Origin of the sequence: Akkermansia sp. NBRC 115031 (assembly GCF_030268505.1) — a bacterium.
In the GTDB taxonomy this organism is placed as follows: Bacteria; Verrucomicrobiota; Verrucomicrobiia; order Verrucomicrobiales; family Akkermansiaceae; genus Akkermansia; species Akkermansia massiliensis.
In genome coordinates this window covers 402,989-425,767 of sequence record NZ_BSQU01000001.1, presented here as the reverse complement: position 1 = coordinate 425,767, position 22,779 = coordinate 402,989, and the positions used below count along the sequence as shown (strand labels likewise).

The 22,779-nt window shown below is 57.4% G+C and carries 16 protein-coding genes and 1 pseudogene; 6 read left to right on the top strand and 11 right to left on the bottom strand.

Translation table 11 applies throughout. The features are described from left to right. Nucleotides 1–22: 22 nt before the first annotated feature. The 7 genes and pseudogenes from QSJ36_RS01680 to QSJ36_RS01655 all read right to left on the bottom strand — a co-directional run bounded on the left by QSJ36_RS01680 (nucleotide 23) and on the right by QSJ36_RS01655 (nucleotide 7,357). Complete coding sequence (locus QSJ36_RS01680) at nucleotides 23–727, bottom strand: hypothetical protein (protein WP_343160584.1); 705 nt, start codon at nucleotides 725–727, stop codon at nucleotides 23–25. A 150-nt stretch (nucleotides 728–877) separates the two neighbouring features. Continuing rightward, nucleotides 878–2,158: an MFS transporter gene (locus QSJ36_RS01675; RefSeq protein ID WP_285466432.1), complete on the bottom strand. Its 1,281-nt coding sequence runs from the start codon at nucleotides 2,156–2,158 to the stop codon at nucleotides 878–880. A gap of 20 nt (nucleotides 2,159–2,178) precedes the next feature. Continuing rightward, entirely contained in the window at nucleotides 2,179–2,823 is a 645-nt protein-coding gene (gene eda, locus QSJ36_RS01670) for a bifunctional 4-hydroxy-2-oxoglutarate aldolase/2-dehydro-3-deoxy-phosphogluconate aldolase (protein ID WP_285466431.1), read from the bottom strand. 3 nt (nucleotides 2,824–2,826) lie between these two features. After that, nucleotides 2,827–4,224, bottom strand: coding sequence for a glucuronate isomerase (gene uxaC / locus QSJ36_RS01665; RefSeq protein ID WP_285466430.1), 1,398 nt, complete (start codon nucleotides 4,222–4,224; stop codon nucleotides 2,827–2,829). A gap of 18 nt (nucleotides 4,225–4,242) precedes the next feature. After that, nucleotides 4,243–5,085 (bottom strand): SDR family oxidoreductase, encoded by an 843-nt coding sequence (locus tag QSJ36_RS12790; protein ID WP_345783921.1) that lies wholly within the window; start codon nucleotides 5,083–5,085, stop codon nucleotides 4,243–4,245. Beyond that, nucleotides 5,074–6,243, bottom strand: a pseudogene (uxuA, locus tag QSJ36_RS12785) (mannonate dehydratase); the annotation flags it as partial. The gene QSJ36_RS12790 and the pseudogene uxuA, both read right to left, overlap by 12 nt. Nucleotides 6,244–6,262: 19 nt before the next feature. Continuing rightward, entirely contained in the window at nucleotides 6,263–7,357 is a 1,095-nt protein-coding gene (locus QSJ36_RS01655; RefSeq protein ID WP_285466427.1) for a sugar kinase, read from the bottom strand. 337 nt (nucleotides 7,358–7,694) lie between these two features. Between QSJ36_RS01655 and QSJ36_RS01650 the strand changes: the two genes are divergently transcribed. After that, complete coding sequence (locus tag QSJ36_RS01650) at nucleotides 7,695–8,258, top strand: hypothetical protein (RefSeq protein WP_285466425.1); 564 nt, start codon at nucleotides 7,695–7,697, stop codon at nucleotides 8,256–8,258. A 26-nt stretch (nucleotides 8,259–8,284) separates the two neighbouring features. On the opposite strand, the gene QSJ36_RS01645 is transcribed toward QSJ36_RS01650, so the two are convergent. The 3 genes from QSJ36_RS01645 to QSJ36_RS01635 form a co-directional block, all read right to left on the bottom strand. Continuing rightward, entirely contained in the window at nucleotides 8,285–9,661 is a 1,377-nt protein-coding gene (locus tag QSJ36_RS01645) for an MATE family efflux transporter (protein WP_180971123.1), read from the bottom strand. 141 nt (nucleotides 9,662–9,802) lie between these two features. Continuing rightward, entirely contained in the window at nucleotides 9,803–10,879 is a 1,077-nt protein-coding gene (locus QSJ36_RS01640) for a P-loop NTPase (RefSeq protein WP_102722351.1), read from the bottom strand. A 246-nt stretch (nucleotides 10,880–11,125) separates the two neighbouring features. Next, nucleotides 11,126–11,338, bottom strand: coding sequence for a DNA/RNA-binding protein (locus tag QSJ36_RS01635; RefSeq protein ID WP_012421062.1), 213 nt, complete (start codon nucleotides 11,336–11,338; stop codon nucleotides 11,126–11,128). A 647-nt stretch (nucleotides 11,339–11,985) separates the two neighbouring features. Between QSJ36_RS01635 and QSJ36_RS01630 the strand changes: the two genes are divergently transcribed. Both QSJ36_RS01630 and QSJ36_RS01625 read left to right on the top strand, forming a co-directional pair. Beyond that, nucleotides 11,986–12,927, top strand: coding sequence for a hypothetical protein (locus QSJ36_RS01630; RefSeq protein ID WP_285466412.1), 942 nt, complete (start codon nucleotides 11,986–11,988; stop codon nucleotides 12,925–12,927). 103 nt (nucleotides 12,928–13,030) lie between these two features. Continuing rightward, nucleotides 13,031–13,963 carry a hypothetical protein gene (locus QSJ36_RS01625; RefSeq protein WP_285466410.1) on the top strand — a complete coding sequence of 311 codons (933 nt, stop codon included), beginning with the start codon at nucleotides 13,031–13,033 and terminating at the stop codon, nucleotides 13,961–13,963. A 132-nt stretch (nucleotides 13,964–14,095) separates the two neighbouring features. Here QSJ36_RS01625 and cimA read toward each other — a convergent pair whose 3' ends face one another. Then, the gene (gene cimA / locus QSJ36_RS01620; protein WP_102736659.1) at nucleotides 14,096–15,730 is read right to left on the bottom strand and encodes a citramalate synthase; all 1,635 of its coding nucleotides are present in this window, start codon (nucleotides 15,728–15,730) and stop codon (nucleotides 14,096–14,098) included. Nucleotides 15,731–15,851: 121 nt separating this feature from the next. On the opposite strand from cimA, the gene QSJ36_RS01615 reads away from it, so the two are divergent. From QSJ36_RS01615 to QSJ36_RS01605, 3 genes are all read left to right on the top strand, one after another. Further along, nucleotides 15,852–17,996: a M3 family metallopeptidase gene (locus QSJ36_RS01615; RefSeq protein WP_285466408.1), complete on the top strand. Its 2,145-nt coding sequence runs from the start codon at nucleotides 15,852–15,854 to the stop codon at nucleotides 17,994–17,996. Nucleotides 17,997–18,220: 224 nt separating this feature from the next. Continuing rightward, nucleotides 18,221–19,480, top strand: a complete 1,260-nt coding sequence (locus QSJ36_RS01610; RefSeq protein ID WP_102736657.1) for an efflux RND transporter periplasmic adaptor subunit — start codon at nucleotides 18,221–18,223, stop codon at nucleotides 19,478–19,480. Between the two features lie 67 nt (nucleotides 19,481–19,547). After that, on the top strand, nucleotides 19,548–22,763 hold the full coding sequence (locus QSJ36_RS01605) for an efflux RND transporter permease subunit (RefSeq protein WP_285466405.1): 3,216 nt from the start codon (nucleotides 19,548–19,550) through the stop codon (nucleotides 22,761–22,763). Nucleotides 22,764–22,779 lie beyond the last annotated feature (16 nt).

Genomic DNA, 22,779 nt, shown 5'->3' with positions numbered 1-22,779 from the left:
ATCCATCCTCCGCGGCGCTAACCTACTTGGTAAAAACCAGCATCTTTCCAGCCAATTTCTGGCTGAGGGCAGTTGCCGGAATTTTTTTGACGGAACCGGGCTTGAGCTGATGGGTTGCCCCCAGGGAATCAACCGCCGTCGTGCTCTGTTCCGAGTCACAGGAATAATACTCCAGGGCAGTACTGTCCTTGTCTTTACCCCACCAGGATTCCAGCACGTCCTGAATGGCGTTATTGCTAGTCCGTAAAACATCCAGGTCAAATAGGAATTTTGCGCCCCAATGGTAGGTGTCCGCCAATTTCCTGGACGCATGGGCCACATTCTTCTGCACAACGCACCAATGAGCGCGAATTCCTGAATTATCGGGTTTGCCAGAGGCGTCCACGCAGAAAGGAACCATGCAGAGGCCTCCGCCATTCAGCGTTTCAATGATGGCAGTGACGTCACAGGCAACAGACTGACACTTGATTTTGGTGGACTCCAGACCCTTGATATAATCGGCCATGGAGGGAGTAGCGTCATATAATTCTCCAATAACGGTTTTCCCGTCCTTTTTGAATTTGTTCCTCAGGGATTCCCTGGTTTTGTCCCCGTCTGCCGTGGCGGGGATTTTAATATCATAAAGATATTCCAAGACAAAGGAGAGGGCATAAAGACCACAGGTCGGTCCCCTCTGAGACTTGAATTCAACGTTCCGGCCTTCCGGATTGGTAACTGTAATAGACATAATTCAATAATGATGGCGTGGGGGATTCATTTCCCTCACGCCGCCATCACATCACCGGAACGCGTCTGGTGCACGCTCCGCCATGCCTCTGGGCATCTTTACTTTCCGGAATGCCGTATCAATCCCGTGGAAAGGAAATGCTCTGGAAGATCACCTTTCCCGGGGAGCCACCATGTTGATGTTGGGAATGATCAGGCTGAAGATGACGAATGCCGCCAGATAGGCGCTTCCGCAGACCATGAAGATGATGTCGTACCCATGGGAGGCATTTCCCTGGGCGGCGAACCAGGACAGGGTAAAGCCCACTGCCGTCTGGAACAGCACGCTGCCGATCTGCCCCGCCATGCCGGAAAGGCCGGTGATGGATGCCACGTCCGACTTCGGGAACATGTCGGAACCCAGCGTGTACACGCTGGCGGACCACGCCTGGTGCGCGCCTCCCGCCAGCCCCAGCACCGCCACGATGGTCCACATGTCAAAGTACTGGACGAAGATCATCGGAACCACGCAGCAGGCAAAGACGAGCATGGAGATTTTCCTGACCTTGTTTAGGCTCCATCCACGGTTTGCCAGGAATTTGGTCAGGGTGCCCCCCAAAATGCTCAGTACGGTCACCAGGGCGTAAATGACGATCAGCGGCAGGGCGGATTCCTTGATGTTATAGCCAAAGTGCTTGCTGAAGAAATCCGGCAGCCAGAAGAGGAAGAACCACCAGATGGGGTCCGTCAGGAAGCGCACGAGGATGAGGCTCCAGGACTGCCTGTAAGCCAGCAATTTCCTCCACGGAATAGAAGCCCTGGCTTCCTCCTTTTCCGCCTGCGCCAGGGCGGCGGATTCCTCCGCCAGCTTCATGCGCGGGTTCTTCGGCATCCGGAGCCAGAATATCACCCAGATAAAGCCGAGAACGCCGGCTGCAATGAAGGCGGACTGCCAGCCCCACGCGGCGGCAATGAACGGGATGGTGGCCGGAGCCACCAGCGCCCCCACGTTCGCGCCGGAATTGAACAGGGTGGTGGCGAACACGCGTTCCCCGGAGGAGAACCAGTTGGTCACCGTCTTGATGCTCGCCGGGAAGTTGCCGCCTTCCCCCAGGCCCAGGATAACGCGGCTGAGGCCCATGGATTTGGCGCCTACGGCAAAAGCATGGGAAAGCGCGCCCACGCTCCACCAGATGATGGAAATGGCAAAGCCCATCCGCGCGCCGTATTTGTCGATAATCCACCCGAACATGGTCAGGCCCACCGCGTAGGAAGCCTGGAAGATGGACATGATCATGCCGTACTGGGCGTCCGTCCAGCCCAGTTCTTGGTCCAGAATGGGTTTCAGGATGGAGAGAATCTGGCGGTCAAGGTAGTTGATCGTCGTCGCCGCAAAGAGCATGAAGAGAATCATCCACCGGAAGGAGTCCTGCCTTGGTTGTTCCTGGAGCATGGGTAAAATGCAGTTGGTTGTTAAAGGGCGTCTGCCTTCAAGGCTTTCAGGGCTTCCCGCGTGCGCCTGCCTATTTCCTCCCAGTCTCCGGCCTCAATGAGAGGAGATTCGCAAATCCAGGAACCGCCGCAGGCGGCCACTTCCGGGATTTTCAGCCAGGAGCCGATGTTGCCCGCATTGATGCCGCCCGTGGGCATGATGCGCACGCCCGTATGGCGGAACGCGGCCAGCAGGGATTTAAGCATCCTGACGCCGCCCGCGGCCTCCGCCGGGAAAAACTTCTGGAACAGGCAGCCCAGGGAAAGGGCCTGGCTCATTTCCGAGGCGGTGGAGACGCCCGGCACAAACAGGAAATCCATCCCCGCGGCGGCTTTCACCACCTGCGGGTCAAAGCCGGGAGCCACGCCGAAAGAGGCTCCCGCCCGGCAGGCGGCCTGCGCCTGTTCCGGCGTCAGGAGGGTTCCCGCGCCCACCAGCATTCCGGGGACTTCCCGGGAAATGCGGGCAATGGCTTCCGCGGCGGCAGACGTTCTGAACGTGATTTCCATGCAGGCGCAGCCGTTGTCCAGCAGCGCTTTGGCAAGGGGTACGGCCTTGTCCGCGTCATGGATGACGACGACGGGGACAAGCCTGATGGCGGATAATTTTTCCAGCAGCGTCTTCATGGTTTAAAAGTTGAAATATTGTTTGGCGTTCCTGTAGGAGATGTCCGCCGCCATGGAGCCTACCATCTCCATGTCGTCCGGAACCAGGCCCTGCGCCATGTCACGCCCCAGGACGCGGCACAGGATGCGGCGGAAGTATTCATGCCGCGTGTAGCTCAGCAGGCTGCGGCTGTCCGTCAGCATGCCCACGAAGCGGGAGAGCATGCCGAGCTGGCTGAGGGTTTCCAGATGGCGGGTCATGCCGTCCATCTGGTCCAGGAACCACCAGGCGGCCCCGTACTGCATTTTTCCGGCCGTGACGCCGTCCTGGAAACTGCCGCAGAGCACGGCCAGGGCGGCGTTGTCCCGCGGATTGAGGTTGTACAGGATGGTGCGCGGCAATGTTCCCTGTTGAGCGGAACGGTCCAGCAGACGGCCCAGCGGGGCCATGTACGTGAAATCCGCTATGGCGTCAAAGCCCGTATCCGGCCCCAGGTCCCGCAGGGCGGCTCCGTTCGGGTTCCTGAGCGCGCCCACATGAAGCTGGCGCACCCAGTTTTTCGCGGAATCCAGCTCCGCGAAGTAGTCCATCAGGTAGTTGGAGAAACGGACCGCATCCCCGGAGGCGATGTCACCGCCCCGGAGAGCGGAGGCGAACAGGGCGGCGGCTTCCTCTCCGGACAGGCTTTCCCCGTCAAACGCTTCAAGTGAGTGGTCCGAGAGCTTGCAGCCGTGAAGGGCAAAAAAGTCATGCCGGGAGGCGAGCGCTTCCCTGAAAGCGGCCAAATCACGGATTTCCATGCCGGATGCCTGTTCCAGGCGCGCCACCCACTCCCGCCACGCTCTGCCCTGATGGACGGCGCGCGCCTTGTCCGGACGGAAGGTGGGGAGCAGTTTGACGGAATCCCCGGAAGAGGCGTGCCTCCGGTGGGCGGACAGGTCATCGCAGGGGTCATCCGTGGTGCAGACGGTCTCCACGTTCATCCTTTTCAGGATATCCAGCGCGCCCATTCCTCCGGACTGAAGCATGGAGAAGGTTTTTTCCCAGACCTCGTCCGCCGTTTCCGGACTGAACAGAATGCCGGAAATGCCGAAGGGGCGGCGCAGTTCCAGATGCGTCCAGTGGTACAGCGGATTGCGCAGCAGGCGCGGCACCGTAGCCGCCCAGGCGTCATACTTTTCCCGGTCCGGAGCGTCTCCGGAACAGAGGCGTTCCGGAATGCCGTTCGTCCTCATGGCGCGCCATTTGTAATGGTCCCCGTCCAGCCAGAGCTGGGCGATGTTGGAGAACTGGCGGTTGTCCGCAATGGCGGCGGGGTCCAAGTGGGAATGGTAGTCGATGATCGGCTGTCCTTCCGCGTACTTATGGAAAAGAGTCTTCGCCTGGGGAGTGTCCAGCAGGAAATCGTCGTTGATAAACATGGCGGCAAACGTTGGCGGTTATACTCCGGAATAGGCCAGAAAGCCCCCGTCCACGGGAATGATGACGCCCGTGACGAAGGAGGCGGAGGGAGAGACCAGGAAGCGGAGCGCCCCGCAGAGGTCCTCCGGCTCACCGAAACGGTGCATGGGAGTCTTGGCAAGCACTTTGCGGCCGCGCGGCGTGGGGGTTGCCCCGTCCTTTTCCATCATCAGGAAGCGGTTCTGCTCCGTGATGAAGAACCCGGGGGCTATCGCGTTCACGCGGACGCCCAGCGGGGCCAGATGCGTGGCGAGCCACTTGGTAAAATTGTCCACCGCGGCCTTGGCGGCTCCGTACGCGCCCACCTTGGTCAGGGGCTGGAAGGCCGCCATGGAGGAGATGTTGACGATGCACCCGCCGGAGGCGGCCAGCAGCTTCCCGAACACCTGGGAAGGCAGGATGGTGCCGATCATGTTGAGGCGGTTCACGTACTCAAAGCCCTCCATGTCCATGCCGAAGAAGCCTTGATCCGCCGGAGTGTCCGGCATGCATTGCTCCGCCGGGCTGGTTCCGCGCGGGTCATTGCCGCCCGCGCCGTTCACCAGGATGTCCAGCCTTCCCCATTCTTCTTTCACGCGGGAACAGGCCTGTTCCAGAGCGGCCTTGTCCAGCACGTCCGCAGCCAGCACCAGCGTCCGGCCCAGACCTTCCTCCGCCAGCTTCCGCTGGAGGTCTTCCAGCTTGGAGCGGGTACGGCCCAGGAGGGCCACACTGGCCCCGGCCTTCAGCAGGTCACGGGCCATCACGGAACAGAGCACGCCCGCGGCCCCGGTCACGACAGCGGTTTTTCCCGCCAGCGGACGGAAGGACTGGAGCCCCATCGCCAGGCCGCGCAGTTCCGCCAGGCCGATCACGCGGCCGCCGTAGGAATACCCGGCATAGCAGTGTTTCTCCAGGTCAATGTCCATCAGCTTCCCGTGGTCCGGGCGCACCGGAATGCGCCAGTCCGGCCATCCCGCGGCCTTGCGGCGGGCTTCCTCGTCCAGCAGGCACTGCATGGCATAGGCCATGTCCGTATGGCCGCAAAGGTGGGAACTGGATTCCCGGAAGCTTTCATGGTCCGCGTCAAACACCGTATTGCGGAAGTGGGCGAAATACACCCTGTCAGCAAACTCCTCCATCAGCAGGTGCGGCGCATTGGAATAAAGGCCGCCCAGGGAGCCGGTGCAGAGCGTGAAGCCGGAATGCATGGAGGGAACCTCCCGCACCAGCCGGCGCATGTCCTCTTCATCACTCATGATGCGGGGAAGGCCGAAGATGGGGCGCGGCGGGTCATCCGGATGAATGGCCATGCGGATGCCCGTTTCCTCGCACACGGGCATGATTTCATTCAGAAAGTCATACAGGTTCCGGCGCAATTGCGCATCGTCAATGCCCTCGTAGCGTTTGAGCATCTCCCTGAACTGCTCCGGCGTCAGGTCATCCACCGTGCCGGGCAGGCCCAGCAGGATGGAATCCGCCAGCGCCTTGCGGGCGTCTCCGTCCATGGACTGGAAAAGTTCACGGGCGCGCGCAACCGTTTCCGGCGCGTAATCATCCGCAGCCCCCGCCCTCTCCAGAATAAACAGGTCAAACGCGGCCACGCGGACGGCGTCATACTTTAAAACGCTGCTGCCGTCCTCCAGCGGAAAAGCCAGGTCGGAACGCGTCCAGTCCAGCACCGGCATGAAATTGTAGCACACCACTTTCACGCCTCCTGCGGCCAGGTTGCGGAGGCTCTGCTTGTAAACCTCCAGATAATGCTTCCAGTTCCCCGAACGCGTCTTGATGTCTTCATGGACGGCAATGCTTTCCGCCACCACCCATTTCATCCCGGCTTCTTCAACCATCCGCGCGCGTTCGGCCACGGCCTCCCGCGTCCAGAGTTCCCCGCACTTCACTTCATGCAGGGCCGTCACAATGCCCGCGGCTCCGGCCTGGCGGATGTCCCTCAACGTCACAGGATCACTTGGACCGTACCATCTCCAGCTTTCAATCATGTCAGGAAGAATTAAAGGGTTAACGGTCCACGCGGGCGGTTCCGCCTTTCATCACTTTTTCCACTTCCGCCAGCGTGGCCGTGGAGGTATCCCCCGGAGTGGTCATGGCCAGCGCGCCGTGGGCACAGCCGCAGTTCACGGCGTACTGAGGCCCCTTGCCGGACAGCAGGCCGTAAATCAGGCCGGAGGCAAAGGAATCCCCGCCGCCCACGCGGTCCAGGATTTCCAGGTTCGGGAAGGAAATGGAATCATAAAATTCGCCATCGTAATACAGCATGGCCGCCCAGTTGTTCAGCGTGGCCGTTCGGGCCACGCGCAGCGTGGTGGCCGCGGCCTTGAAGCCGAACTCCTTGACAGCACGGCGGATCATCCGGCGGTAGGAGTCATGGTCAATGCGGGAAAAATCTTCCGTGCTCCCTTCAATGGAAAGTCCCAGGGACGCCTGGAAATCCTCTTCATTGCCGATCATCACGTCCACAAAGGGGGCGATAGCCCGGTTCACCTCCTGCGCACGGGCCTGCCCCCCGATGCTCTTCCAGAGGGAGGGGCGGTAATTCAAGTCATAGGAAACGATGCTCCCGTGCCTGCGGGCGGCCTGCACGGCTTCCTGCACCACGGCGCTGGTCGTTTCCGAAAGGCCCGCGTAAATGCCGCCTGTATGGAACCAGCGTACGCCGTCCCTGCCGAACAGGGCATCCCAGTCCACCTCCCCGGGTTTCATCTGGCAGGCGGCGCTCAGGCCGCGGTCTGAGCAGCCCACGGCGGCGCGCACACCATAGCCGCGCTCCGTAAAGTTCAACCCCACGCGGCAATCGCGGCCAATGCCGTCAAACGGCTTCCACGCCACGTAATCCATGTCCAGGCCGCCCTGGAGCATGCAGTCTTCCAGCAAACGCCCTACCGGGTTGTCGCAAATGGCGGTAACGATAACGCCGCGCATCCTGAAGCAGCGCCTTAGCCCGCGGGCTACGTTGTATTCCCCTCCGCCCTCGCACACGCGGAAAGAACGGGTGGTATGGATGCGCCCTTCTCCGGGGTCCAGCCTCAGCATCACTTCACCCAGGGAGGCAATGTCCCAGCGGCATTCCTGTTCTGATTTAATAGTTAACGACATATAAAAGCATCAAATGGTACGGTTCTGCTTAGTATAAAAGAACTGTTTTTCTCCACAAGGGAAAACGGCAGAAAAAGACCAGACATGCGGCAGAATATTGCTATTGAAAATGTTCCACCCTGCGGAAAATGTCTTTGCCGAATACCTTGGAGAATATTCTTCATCCCGTCCAACGCCTGGCAACCTTCTACGATCTCCACGTTTCCAAGCCTTCAACCTTTAAAAAATGGGAATCATTTTTTCTCTTCCATCCTCCGGCAATTCCTTCCACCCATGAATCAATGCCTTAATTAACAGTCCGTTTGACGGTTTATCTTCTTTCCTATACCATCCTGCCGTGAGCCGCCATCCCCGCCCCATCCGTTCCCCGGAAAAAATTCTGTCCGCAAAGCTTCAGGCGGGAGAGGAAATCTTGTGGACGGCACATCTGGAAGAACGCCTCTGGACCTGGACCGTCGTAAAACGGCTGCTGCAAGGGTGCATGCTGCTGGCCGTGCTCATGACGGGAACAAGATGGGTATGGTCACACTCAGGCCTGGCGTTCCTGCTTCTGCTCCTGGCCTCACTTCCCGTTTCCTATATTCTCCTGATTTTCTTAATTAACTTTCTGGCGGCCCCGTGGCTGGAACGCCCGCGCAGACGGAACAGCCTTTATGCCGTGACGAACCGGAGGCTGATCACCATCATCAAGCCCAACACGCTGTTCATCACGGAGACAGTCCGGACCTATCCTATCCGTAAATTGAAATACGTGCACCAGAAATTGCACAAAAACGGCACGGGCCATCTCATTCTGGGATACGGCAGGCGCAGGCAATTCATTATTGAGGACGTACCGCAATCCGAAGAGGTTGCGGACCTGCTGAAAAACAGAATCAGGAAGGGAAATCCTCCCTCCTGATTGAACACTGTTTTTTCCTCCCCTGCCTATTCTCCTTCCTGCCTCATCAGGGCGAACTCCCGCCTGGTGGTCCGCCTTACCCGCCAGAGCAGGAGCACGGCCGCCACGGACAAGCCGATGATAAACCCTATCCAGATGCCGCGCGCGCCCATGGCCGGAACAATCCAGTTGGTACGGGCCAAGATGTAGCACACCGGGAACCCGACGATCCAGTAGGAAAAGAAGGTGATGACGGTGATGGAAGCGGTGTCCCGGAAGCCTCTCAGCACCCCGACGGAGAGCACCTGCAGGCAGTCCGGAAGCTGGTAGGCCGCCGCCAGAATCAGCAGGACGGAAGCCGTGCTGACAATCATCTCCGAGTCATTGTACAAGTGCACGATCTGCTCCCGGAACAGGGTGATGCCGCCAAAGGTGCACAGGCAGATGGTGAGCACCAGCACATAGGAGGACAGGACGGCGGACTTGGTGCCCGCCAGGTCCTTCCTGCCGTGGTGGTACGCCACGCGGATGGAGGCCGCCAGACCTACGGAGAGCGGAAGCATGAAGACCAGGCCGCCCACGTTCCCGGCAATCTGGTGGCTGGCCACCTGCGTTTCTCCCAGCGGGGCCAGCACCAGCGCGGCCGCGCAGAAGAGCATCACCTCGCACAACTGGGAAACGCCGATCGGCACGCCGAGCCGCATGAGGTGAGTGATGACGGAAGGCGTGGGACGCCGCCAGGAAACGATGTGCCTGCGGTACGGCCTGTGCTTGGGATTGAGGTAGACCAGCAAGAACATCAGCAGGAATTCAATGTAGAAAATGACCGCCGTGGCCGCGCCGCACCCCGCTCCGCCCATGCGGGGAAAACCGTACAGGCCGAAGACGAAGATGTAGTTCAGCGGGATGTTGAGCAGCAGGCCGCACAGCCCCACGTACATGGCGGGCCGGGTCATGTTGGACCCCTCGTTCAGGCTCTTGAGGGCCACGAATCCCAGGTTGGCGGGCAGTCCCCACATGATGGCGAACATGTAGGCGGAAGCCATCTGGCACATGGCGACGTCATCGGAAATCCAGCCGAATACGTTTCTCAGCACATAAATGACCGGCATGGAAACCAGGCTGAGCATCAGCGCCAGCCACAGGCCGTGGTTGGTCATGTAACCCACGCGGCTTTCATGGCTTTTCCCCCGCATGTTGGCAATCACGGGGCCGATGATCATCAGCACGCCGCAGGCGAACAGCGCTACAGGCAGATACACGGAAGACCCCAGCGCCACGGCGGCCATGTCCGTCACTCCGGCGCGCCCGGCCACAATGGCGTCCACCGCTCCCATGCCCACAATGGAGAGGTTGACCACCAGCACCGGGAGGGCCAGCGGTATCAGTTTTTTCATCTCCTTCAAATTCCACGTCTTATTCATTTCTTTCTTTCCTTCCATGCATTCCTCCTTCAGGGAGCCGGAACATGCCGGCAAACAAGCCGGACCGGAGCGGCAAGCTCCAACCCGGCTTCAAGGTTAAGGGTATCAACCGGACCGGGGCCTCCTGCCCCGTCCGGACATTCAGCGGTCAAGCACCACACGGGCGCATTGTTCAGCCACCTGGCGGAACGCGGCGGAAACCGGGTTCTGCTCAGGGTCTTCCAGAGCTACAGGACGGCCTTCGTCCCCGCCGGAGCGGGTGGCGATGTCCAGCGGAATCTTGCCGAGGAGGGGCACGCCCAGCTTGGCAGCTTCCCGCTCGCCGCCGCCTTCGCCAAAGATGTGGTAAATCTTGCCGTCGGAAGGGCATTGGAAATAACTCATGTTTTCAATCACGCCCAGAATGGGGGTTTCCACCCGTTCAAAGAGGCCGATTGCCTTGCGGGCGTCAATCAACGCAACCTCCTGCGGGGTGGTGACCACCACTACGCCATCCAGTTCAGCCGTCTGCACAATGGTCAGCTGAATGTCCCCCGTGCCGGGAGGCAGGTCCAGAATCAGGAAATCCACGTCCCCCCACGCCACGTTGCGCAGGAACTGCTGCACGTAGCGCGTCGCCAGGGGGCCGCGCACCGCCACAGGATCGGATTCGTTAATCAGCAGCCCCATGGAAAGGAGCTTCACGCCATGGGCCGTTACCGGAAGAAATTCGTCATTCTCATTGGCGCCGGGACGTTCCTTGGTGCCGAACATCAGGGACATGGAGGGGCCGTAAATGTCCAGGTCCACCAGACCCACGGAATAGCCCAGCTTGCTCAAAGCCACTGCCAGGTTGGCGGAAACGGTGGATTTGCCCACCCCGCCCTTGCCGGAGGCCACGGCAATCACATGCTTGGCGCCGGGAACGGAAGATTTCCAGGTGGAGGGGTCATCGTTGATTCCCTTCTTGGCTTCCGGGGCCTTGTGCTCAATGTTGACGTCGCAATGCTTCACGCCGGGCAAATGCTTCATCACGCCGTGGACGCCTTCAAAAATGTAACGGGGAATATCCGCATTCTTGCTCTCGATCACCAAATCAATCGTAACGTTGTTTTCAGCGTCAATGTCGATCTTCTTCACCAGCCCGAAGGATACGATGTCGCGGCTGAAACCCGGGAATTTAACCGTGGTCAGCGCGGCCCGTATCAGCTCCGGAGTCAATTCCTGTTGTGTCGTCATATATCTGAAATACTAATGGTTGCATAAACATTCCGCCCCTTTGCCTCCGGAGCGCAGCATGCGCCGGAATACAGAGATAGGGGACGGCAAAACCGGGAAGCAAAAATACTCCCTTTTTTATTTTTGACAACGCCTAATTCAGACAAAACGACTTTTTGCCGGCCGGATATTCACCTATCCGGATACCTGAAAATGCGGGACAGCCACAGCCCCGCTATCGTTAAAAAGAAGAAAAAACAGGGGGATTTATTCCCCCTGCTGCTTCAGTGTTTCCCGGATATCCTGGAGAGCGGCGATGAAATCATCCAGAATTTCTGCGGGAACCATGATCCGGTCCCGATTGGAACTCACCTTTTCCGTAATACGCACCACTTTGCCGCGCGCATTCTGTTTGAGATCAAGAAAGAACGTCTTGCGTTCCGCAATGATTTTTTCTGTGCAAATAATATCGTCCTCCACGGCTGTAATCTTCCTCCGGTTGAATGAGGCTTTCAGGATAGAGTTTCCCTCCCGGTGGGTCAATGTTTTATTTGCAGAAGTACCGCTTAGAAACCCTCCCCACAAAAATGGGAAAAGTAATATCCCCTTCCCGTCCGCCCCTTCTCTTCTAATCCCGTAAAAATTCTAAAGAAAATTGAATGATTTTTATTCCAAAACACCATAGAGCTGCTCCTGCAACGGTTCGGACTGGGAACGAAACATCTATACATTATTTAAAGCCACAAGAAATCTCATCATTGACAAAAACTTCATTATTGTCTGAAGTAAAGGATAACATGAATAGTTTTCAGCTTCAAAGATGGTCCGGTCTTCCGTTAAGCACGAAATATTTGCAGAATATTTTCTAAACGAACACCCCCGAATAGCAGCCGAAGGAAACAATCATACCTTTTTCTAGATGCTCTCATTTTGAAATCATCAATATTCTGAAACAATTTGAAATTTCATATTGACATTATTAGTACTTTTAAATATTTCAAAAAATATCAACACCCATATCATTTATGAATAGAAAATCATCTATAGTTACTTTATATTGCATTACTCTCATACATTGGTCTGTTTTTCCGCTTGTTGCAGATGATCCTGAACCGTCGGAGAAGATCATGGAAATTATCTCAAAAACAAAAAACTATTCAGCCAAAATTGCTCGTAATAAAAATGCGACAGAAACAGAGAAAGAAAAAGATCTGACACGTAAAAAGATCGGTATAGGAGAACAAGTGACCATTACTCTTACGAGCAAAAAACCTGCACTTTTAGAGCCGAAAGATCAAATTGAATGGAAAGTAACAAAAGGCGAAGAACTGCTTTTAGGAGGGTTAACTAGTAATAAGGATAAACCTGAATCAGCATCTTTCTGGGTAAGTCCATTTGCGAGTAAAGAACAAATTGAGGGGAGTGGAGGTCTTGTCATCGAAGTTAGTACTCAGCAAGAAACTGCTCTTCCCGAACCAATTAGATTCGAAGTTATTTTCCCAGAACAGCTTACTGCGGAACATGATAAAACTTGGAGTGAAGGTGGTGTCGCAATGCCAGAATATCCGGAGGATGAAAGTGACATCCCGGGAGTTTCTGCTATGCTTCATGTATCCGTTCATCCTCTTGATGTATGTTATGCAGGAATTCGTATTATAGAAAAAGATGAAGGATACGAAGGTCCGGCAGGAAGTCTTGCTGGCCCGCACGAAGCAGATAGTATATGGAATATCGACACAGAAAACCGTTTTGGAGCTTATGATAATATTGGCGCTTCTTTTTCAAGAAGAAAATTAAATGAAACGCAAGGTGTCGATGAAAAGGGAAATCCTATTTATAAACATCAATATCCGAATGAATGGACATGGGATTGCCTTTTTAGAACTTGTAATTATTCTGATACGGAAGGAATCTCAGATATCACTCATGTTTACCAACGTTTTCATATTAATCGAGAACCACAGGATCAATTCTATATGAGAATAAAAAAATTCCTCGTTGAGCCAACAAAAATTGATGAGTGTTCTGTTGAACGAACAACAGGCGGAAAACACATTTTCAAACCCTAATCCACCATTATCATATATGCATACTATGACACATTCTATTTCTATTATTGGGATAACGATCTTGGGGACCGTATTAAGCATCCAGGCAAATGCGACGCCAATCATGAAGAACATCCCGGACAGTGAACAATCCCGCAAATTTCATAATGACCCTTTTCTGCAAAAGCTCAGAATACTTTTAGAACAAGGAGAATTAGAAAAATTCTATGAGACAGTGAAGCCTATTATTGATAAGCGCGAGCTGCCAACGTCTGCTGGAACATTAAGTGGAGATGAACTGGATAAACAATTATTGATTGATCGATATATTATCTCAGCTCCTCTTTTTGAACTGAAGGCAAATACCGCTATTCATAAGGATTATTTCTTGGGAAGCGATATTAAACTCAAAGAAAAAGTGATGGATGATTTATATGTCATTTCAAAAACAAATCTCGAACAAAACAGGCCGCCATCCCAAAAAAAGGAAACGGCACGATTATGCTCCATTTATGCAGCAACCGTGGTACGTATGCTGCGCGATTATTATCGTCCCAACATAGAAGAAGAAAATCGCAATTATCAAAAAAACAGGGAAGCCGCTTGGCAAACAGCCTTCACGGATAAATGGGGGAAATTCATTAAAGAAGATGAATTGTACGAGAAGAATTGGAAACAACCTGAAAGTGAAGAAGAAAAAGCCAGAGACCGTGAAATGGAGGAAAAGAGAAAAGCCTATGAAAAAGCTGTACGAGAAAAATGCGATCAACAAAGAGAGATGGCCAATAAAATGGTAATCTCAGAAAACAGAAATTCTTCAATCGAATGGTATTTTAAACGCCGGGAAGGAACCCTAGTCAATATACTTCTCCTCAATTACCCCGGCAAGTCCACAGAAGTATTCAATCATCTCAAGATGGCGGGTTACGAAGAAAAAGAAATGATGCCGCTGGTTGACCGGACAATCGGTAGAAACAAAAAAACCGAGTTTCTGTATCAAAGCAATTTAGGACGGAAATTTCTCAAAGAACAAGAGAAGGAATCCCATCAAAATTAGTAGGGATCCGCAATCCTGCTTTTACAGTTGAGCCAACTACGCCTGGTTCACCATAAAAACGGCTTAACCAAGCGGATGTTGTTGTTACCCCTCCGGGAGGATTTCCTCCCGGGAGGAAGCGGTTCTGCCGCATCAGCATTCCGCGCGCCATCTGGCCTGCTCCGTCTTGTAGAGCTTATACGTGACGGCGTCCGCCAAGGCTTCCAGGCTGGCCTCAATGATGTTGTAGGAGACGCCCACTGTGGTCCAGGTGGCGACGCCGTCCGAGGATTCAATAAGCACGCGCACATTGGAGCCGGTGCCGTTTTCCTCCGCCGCGTCCGGAATGTTCGTCCGGGTGGGGGAGAGCACGCGCACCTTGTAGTCAATCAGGTGCATTTGTTCCAGTTCCGGGTACCAGCGCGTCAGGGCGCGGCGCAGGGCGCGGTCCAGCGCATGCACGGGGCCGAAGCCTCCGGCGGCGGTGTGCTCCACGTTGCCGTGGACGTCCAGCTTGAGAGAGGCTTCCACCATCATGTCCGGATCCATTTCATGGCGGGAGGTAAGCACCACGGTGCGCAGGATGTTGAAGTACGGCTTCAGCGCGCTGTCCGGCATGTGCCGCAGGAAGAGCAGTTCCGCGCTGGCCGGGGCGGCCACGTAGTCATACCCCAGCGCAGCGTTTTTTTTCACGGCGGCGGAGAGCACGTCCAGAAGCGGGTCCCCTTTCTCCAGTTCAAAGCCCAGGGTACGGGACAGGGAAAGGATGTTGCTTTTGCCTCCCTGCTCCGTCATCAGCACGCGCTGGGCGTTCCCCACCAGGGAGGGGTCAATGTGCTCGTACAGGGCGGAGTCCTTCATGATGGCGCTCACATGCACGCCCCCCTTGTGGGCGAAGGCGGCGTTCCCCACAAAGGGCTGCCGCCGGAAGGGGGCCAGGTTGGACACTTCCGAAACGAAGGCGGCGGTGGATTTGAGGCGCGTCAGGGAGGCGTCACTGAGGCAGGAAAAGCCCTCCATCTTCAACTGAAGGTTGGGAATGACGGAGCACAAGTTGGCGTTTCCGCAGCGTTCCCCAATGCCGTTCACGGTGCCCTGCACCTGGACGGCCCCGCTGTTCACGGCGGCCAGGCTGTTGGCGACGGCCAGCTCGCAGTCATTGTGGGCGTGGATGCCCAGGGCGGCATGCGGAAGGCGTTCCCTGACCGTCCGGATAATGGAACCGATTTCCTCCGGCATGGTGCCTCCGTTGGTATCGCACAGGACCAGGCAGTCCGCGCCGTGCTCATGGGCGGCGCGGAGCACGGCCAGGGCGTATTCCGGGTCCCGCTTGAAGCCGTCAAAAAAGTGTTCCGCGTCAAAAAAAGCTTCTTCCAAATTCTTTTTAAGGAAGGAGATGGAGTTGCCGATGATTTCCAGATTGCGTTCCCGGGAGATGCCCAGCGCCACTTCCACATGGCGGGGGCAGGATTTCCCGAAGATGGCGGCCACCCGCGCGCCGCTGGAAACCAGGGCGTTCAGCGTGGGGTCCGTCTCCGGCGTGCTGGACGGATGGTGCGTGCTGCCGAAGGCGGCCAGCTTCGCATTCCTGAGCTCCACGTCCTTCATGGCCTTGAAAAATTCCGTCTCCACCGGGTTGGCGCCGGGCCAGCCGCCCTCAATGTAGTCCATGCCCAGATAATCCAGCTGCCGGGCGATGCGGACCTTGTCCGTCGCGCTCAAGTTGACGTCTTCACTCTGCGCTCCATCGCGCAGCGTGGTATCATAGAGGAAAATTTTGGTGGACATCGCCTTTGTTCATACATGCAAACGCGGTTCCGTTCAAGACCGGGGCCCGGTTTTTCCCCGGATGCAGACACGAAAAGCACAAGGCTTGAAGGGGGAGAGGGCTTCCGGTAGGATAGCCGCCATGCGGTTACCCAGGCAGTTTTTCCATCTCCTTCTCCTTTTTCTTTCCGCGGCCCTTCCCTCTCCGGCGGATTCTTCCACCCACCCTTTTCTGGACAAGAGCCGCCCCATTTGCTGGAACCGCCTGACCCCGGACAGGCTGGAACCGGACATCCGGGAAGCGATGCGCCTCACCCGGTCCGCCGTGGAAGAGATCAGCCGTCTCCAACCGGAGGAAATGACGTATGAAAACACGTTCGGCGCCCTGGAATGCAGCAATGACCTCCTCATGGAAGGCATGCGCAAGGCCTATGTCCTGAAAAGCCTGTGCGACAGCGCGGAACTGCGCAAGGCCATGGATTCGGTTGCGCCCCGCGTGTCCGCCTTCCTTTCCTCCGTCACGAAGGACCAGGCCCTGTGGAACGTCCTGAAAATCGCTGAGGAACGCCTGCGGCAGACCAATCCGGGCCCGGAACAGAAACGGTACATGGAGCTGACCATGCAGAGCTTCCGGGACAACGGGGCGGACCTGCCGCCGGACAAGCGCGCGCGGCTTGAGGTAATTGACAGGGAATTGACTCTCGCCTCACAGCGTTTCAACAATTTGTACATGGACGCGCGGAAGTCCTGGACCTGGACGGTGCGGGACGCCGCCTTTCTGGAAGGGATAGACAACAACGCTCTTCAACAGGCGCGGGAGGAGTTCCAGTCACGCAGCCCAGGCCATTCCGGCCCGGGCTGGACGTTTACGCTGGATTCCGCGGCTTCCGCCCGGGTGATGGAGAAGGCGCACCGCGAAGAATGCCGGAAGGATTTATGGGAACATCTCCAGACCGTCGCCACGGGAGCATGCGATACGGAACCCGTCATCCGGGAGATTCTTTCCCTGCGCCGTGAAAAGGCGCATTTGTGCGGGTATGGAACGTATCCGGATTACGCCCTGCGGGAGAGCATGGCGGGAAACGGGGAAAACGCCATGAAGTTCGTGAATGAGCTGCTGGACAAGGTAAAAGCCCCCTTTTTCCGTGAAATGGAAGCGCTGCGCCGACTCAAGGCCCGTCTCACGAGACAGGAAAACGCCCGTCTGAATCCCTGGGACGTGGCGTATTACACCAGCCTCCAGGCAAAGGAACAGTTCCGGCTGGACCAGGAGGAACTGCGCCGTTACTTCCCCCTTCCCCGCGTGCTGGACGGCCTGTTTTCCCTGGCGGAGCAGTTATACGGCATCCGCGTGGCGGAGGTTCCGGCAGGGGAAGGCGCAGGAGCCGTGGGGACCTGGCATCCGGACGTGCGCTTTTTCACCATTGAGGACGTCAGGGGCAACCGCCTGGGATCCTTTTACCTGGACCTCTTTTCCCGCAAAAGCAAAAGGGCCGGAGCATGGATGAACGCGCTGGACACGGGGAGCCCGGCCACGCGGGAAAACCCGGGCAAGCCCCGCCTGGGCATGGTCTGCCTGAACCTTCATCCCTCCGCAGAAGGAGCCGCGGTGCTTCTTTCACATCAGGAGACCAGGATTCTGTTCCATGAATTCGGCCATTTGCTGCACCTGATGTTTACCCGAGTTTCCATCCCCTCCCTGGCGGGGACCAGCGTGCCGCGGGATTTTGTGGAGGTTCCCTCCCAGTTCATGGAAAACTGGTGCTGGCATCCGGACGTGCTGAAAAGCTTCGCGCGCCATGAAAAAACGGGGCTCCCCATTCCGGAGGAAATGCTGCGCTCCCTGGACGCTTCCCGCGACAATACGCCCGCCCTCGCCCTGGCCGGGCAGCTCCTGTACGCAAAAATGGACCTGGCCGTGCACACGGACCCGGAACGGTTCGCCGCCGGCCCCCTGGACGAGGTGGACGCCGCCGTAGCCGGAGACATGGATTATTTCAAGGATTTCAAACGAACCGGCAAGCTGCGCACGGCGCGCCATTTGTTTTCCTCCCCGGCGGGTTATGCCTCCTTTTACTTCGCCTACCGCTGGGCGGAAGTTCTGGACAAGGACATTTTCGAAGCTTTTGAACGGGCCGGAGGACCGAACAGGGAAACCGCCCGGAAATTCCGTAAGGCCATTCTGGAAAAGGGATATACAGTCCCGCCCATGCAGCAGTTCATGGATTTCATGGGCAGAAAACCACGCATGGACGCCATGCTCCGCAAGAGGCGGCTGGCCTCCTGAACGAAGGCGCGGAGAGGATCGCCGTTCCGCCTCTGCAGAGGAGCATGGAGGAGTCAACATATTATACATTTGTTTAATTAAATTATCCCTTCAATATGCAAAGGTTACGGATATTTCACAAGAATCAGAACACATCTTTGCGTTGACTTTATGAGAAAAAGAAGCAAAATTTGCTCGCTCTGCCGCATCTTCCGGCACCAGCTTGCAACCAACCGCATCCATTTATGTACAACAAGCCTTTGACGATTGCCGCCACAACTCTGCTCCTGTGCTCTCCGGTGATGATTTTAACTTCCTGTGAAGGGAAAAAGGATTCAGCAGGCCAGATGCCGGCGCTCGTTCCCGAAGTGCAGGTGACCAAGCTGGTAACCAGGGACGTTCCCATCAGGCAGGAGTGGGTGGGCACCCTGCGCGGTACGGAAGATGCTGAAATCCGCTCCCAGGTGACGGGATACCTTCTTTCCAAGGATTACAAGGACGGCGCCTACGTCAAGAAAGGCCAGGTGCTTTTCCAGATTGACCCCCGCCCGTTCCAGGCAACGCTGGACCAGGCCCAGGGGCGCCTGGAACAGTATGAAGCCACGCTGAAGAAGTACAAGCTGGACGTGGAACGCTACACGCCGCTGGTAAAGACCGGCTCCGTCAGCCGCAAGCAGCTGGATGACGCCCTGCAGCAGGTCCAGGAAACGGAAGCCGCCATCGCCACGGCAAAGGCCCAGGTGGATGAAGCGAAAATCAATCTTAAATTCACCACCATCACGGCCCCCATTTCCGGTCTGGCGGGCCTGGCAACTCCTTCCATCGGCAACCTGCTGACGCCCTCCAGCCCCAATCCGCTGACCACCATTTCCGCCATTGACCCCATCCGCGTGGACTTCTCCGTGAGTGAACAGGACTTCCTGAACTCCATGGACAGCAACCTGACCAAGGAGAAGCATCTCAAGTTTGACGTGATCCTGGCCAACGGCACGGAATTCCCCATGCAGGGCGAGCCCGTAGCCATTGACAGAAACGTGGACGCCCAGACCGGCACGATCAACATCGTGGGCCACATCCCCAACCCGAACCTGACGTTGCGGCCCGGCATGTTCGTCCGCGTCCGCGCCACGGTGAAGACTTTGGAAAACGCCACGCTGGTTCCCCCGCGCGCCATCCTCTCCGCCCAGAGCGCCAAATTCATCATTTATCTGGATGACAAGAACGTTCCCCACATGCAGGTGGTGAACCTCGGGCCCGTGGTGGACGGCATGCAGGTGATCAACATCGTTCCCATGCCGCACTCCTCCTTCACGAAGGACAGCCCCATCGTAGTGGAAGGAATCATGCAGGCGGCCAAGCTCCAGGGACAGTCCCCTGTGAAGCCCCTGCCCTACAAGCCTGTCGTTTCCCAGCCCGTCATGCCTTCCGTAGGAGCGCAGTCCTTTGAAAAGGCCAAGACGCCCGAAGGCATGAAGCACGACGAAGCCCAGCCCGCCGCCAAATAATCCCCCCTCTCCTGGGAAGCCCCTCTCCCCTCCCCGCCTTTCCCGCGCACTCTCATGATTTAACGCCATGTCCAGCTTTTTCATCAAACACCCGACCATCGCCATCGTCATCTCGATCGTGATGATCCTGCTCGGCGGCCTGTCCCTGATGGGGCTCCCCATTGAGCAGTACCCGAACATCGTCCCGCCCACCATCAAGATGCAGGCGACCTATCCGGGCGCCAATGCGGAGACGGTTGCCAACTCCGTGGCCTCCCCCATTGAGCAATCCATTTCCGGCGTCGTGGGGATGGACTACATGACTTCCACCAACGCCAACAACGGCATCTGCTCCCTGAGCATCGTCTTTGAAGTGGGCACGGACCCCAACATGGACCAGACGCTGGCCTACATGCGCTACGGGCAGGCCACCGCCCAGATCCCTGCGGAAGTCTCCCAGATGGGCATCACCATCACCCAGTCCACGGGCAGCCCGCTGGCCGTAATCAACCTGTATTCCCCGGATGACAGCCTGAACGCCATCTTCCTGAGCAACTACGCGTACGTGAGCCTGGTGGACCCCGTGAAGCGCGTTCCCGGCGTGGGCGACGTGCAGGTGTTCGGCGCAGGACGCTATGCCATGCGCATCTGGCTGGACACCACCAAGATGGCCGCCCAGAACATCTCCGTGGGAGAAGTCCAGTCCGCCATCCGGGCGCAGAACACCGTGATTCCCGGCGGCCAGATCGGCGCGGAACCGGCCCCTCCCGGAACGGAATTCACGTACAGCATCCAGACCAAGGGACGCCTCCAGACTGCTGAGGAATTCGGCAACATCATCATCCGTGCGGATGGGAACAAGCTCCTTTACCTGAAAGACATCGCCAAGGTGGAACTGGGCTCCCAGACCTACAACGTATCCAGTAAATACAACGGCAGGGATTCCGGCGCCATCGCCGTGTATGCCGCCCCCGGCTCCAACGCCATCAATACGGTGGACGCCCTGGTCAAGCTTTTTGAAGACCGCGCCCGCAGCTTCCCCGCCGGGATGGAATACAACCTGACGCTGGATACCACGCTGGCCGTGCGCGCCTCCATTGAGGAAATTGAGCACACGCTGGTGGAAGCCCTCCTGCTGGTGGTGCTGGTGGTGTTCGTCTTCCTCCAGGGCTGGCGCGCCACGCTGATTCCGGCCATTGCCGTGCCGGTCTCCATCATCGCCACCTTCGCGCTGTTCCCGCTCCTGGGCTTCACCCTGAACACCATCTGCCTCATGGGCATGGTGCTGGCCATCGGCCTGGTGGTGGACGACGCCATCGTGGTGGTGGAAGCCGTGGAATCCCACATGGAGCGCGGCCTCACGCCACGCCAGGCGGCCTTCGCCGCCATGGAGGAAGTGTCCGGCCCGGTAATCGCCATCGCCCTGGTGCTGGCGGCGGTGTTCCTGCCCTCCCTGCTGCTGCCGGGCATTACGGGCACGCTGTTCCAGCAGTTCGCCGTGACCATCGCCATTTCCATGCTCATCTCCGCGTTCAATGCGCTCACGCTGTCCCCGGCCCTCTCCGCCATCCTGCTCAAGCCCAAGGACCCGAACAAGGGCGGTCCGCTGAAATTCTTCTACCGCGTTTTCAACCGCGGTTATGACGCCACGGCCAGCGGCTACACCAAGGTGTGCCACTTCCTGACCCGCAAGCTCATCATCTCCATTCCGCTGCTGGCCCTGATCGCCTACGCCATCTTCCCCGTAGCCAAACAAATCCCCAACGGCTTCCTGCCGGACGAAGACCAGGGCTACCTGTTCTCCGCCCTGATCATGCCGGAAGCCCGCTCCCTCCAGTTGACGACGGCCGCCGCGGACAAGGTTTCAGACCTCATCCGCCAGAACCCGAACGTGAAGGACGTGATCGCCATCTCCGGCTTCAGCCTGCTGACCGGGGTGCAGAGCACGAACAACGCCTTCTTCTTCGTCATGCTGAAGCCCTGGGAGGAACGCCCCAATCCGGACCAGAGCGCCAAGGCGGTCACCGCCCAGCTCAACGCCCTGCTGAGCACCAAGGTTCCGGAAGGCATCCCCATGTGCTTCCAGCCCCCGGCCATTGCAGGGGTGGGCTCCGCCAACGGCGTCACCTTCATGCTGGAAGACCGCGACGGCAAGGGCACGGAATACCTGGCGGAACAAACGGACATCTTTGTCAAGGAAGCCAGCAAGCTCCCGATATTCGACCCGCAGAAGAACGGCGGCGTGCGCAGCGTGATGTCCTTTGCCGTGGAACAGAAGGACGTGCGGCTGGATGAAGAAAAATGCGCCACGCTGGGCGTCAGCATCAGTGAGGCCAACAGCCTGCTCCAGGCCTACATGGGCTCCCTGTTCATCAACTACATCACCCTGTACGGCCAGCAATGGCAGGTGTACATCCAGGCGCAGGGCAGCGACCGCACCGGAACGGACATGCTCAAGAACTTCTATGTGAAGAATGACTCGGGCAGTTCCGTCCCCCTCTCTACCCTGGTGAAGATTACGGACATCAAGGGACCGGAATTCCTGCTGCGCCAGAACCTGTACAATTCCTCCAAACTCATGGTCACGCCCGCCCAGGGCTACTCCAACTCCCAGGCCATGGAGGCGCTGGAACAGACCTTTGAGGCCAGCATGCCCACGGACATGGGCTATAGCTATGCGGACATGAGCTATCAGGAACAAAAGATCCAGAACGGCATCGGCATCGTGCAGATCTTCCTGCTCTCCTCCGTCTTCGTCTTCCTGATCCTGGCGGCCCTGTATGAACGGTGGTCCCTGCCGCTCAGCATCTTCATGACGGTGCCCATCGCGGCCCTGGGCGCTTTCCTGGGCCTGTACTGGTTCGGGTATGAACTGAACCTGTACGCGCAGATCGGCCTGGTGATGCTCATCGGCCTGGCGGCCAAGAACGCCATCCTGATCGTGGAATTCGCCGTCATTGAAATGGAACGCGGCAAGACGCTGATGGAAGCCACGCTCTCCGCGGCCAGAATCCGCCTGCGCCCCATCCTGATGACCTCCTTCGCCTTCATCCTGGGCTGCGTTCCGCTGGCCCTGGCCTCCGGTTCCGGCGCCTACTCCCGCAACATCATCGGTATTGTGGTGATTGCCGGGATGACGATGGCGACGGTAGTGGGCGTCTTCCTGATCCCGTGCTCCTTCTACTTCATCATGAAGCTTTTCCGCGTCCGCATCGCCCGGAAGACGGTGGAAACGGAGGATCCGGATGAAATCATCGCCCGGAAGCACCTCTTCCATGAAGCCCATGAATCACTGAAAGGGTAAAAACCGCCCTTGAAAC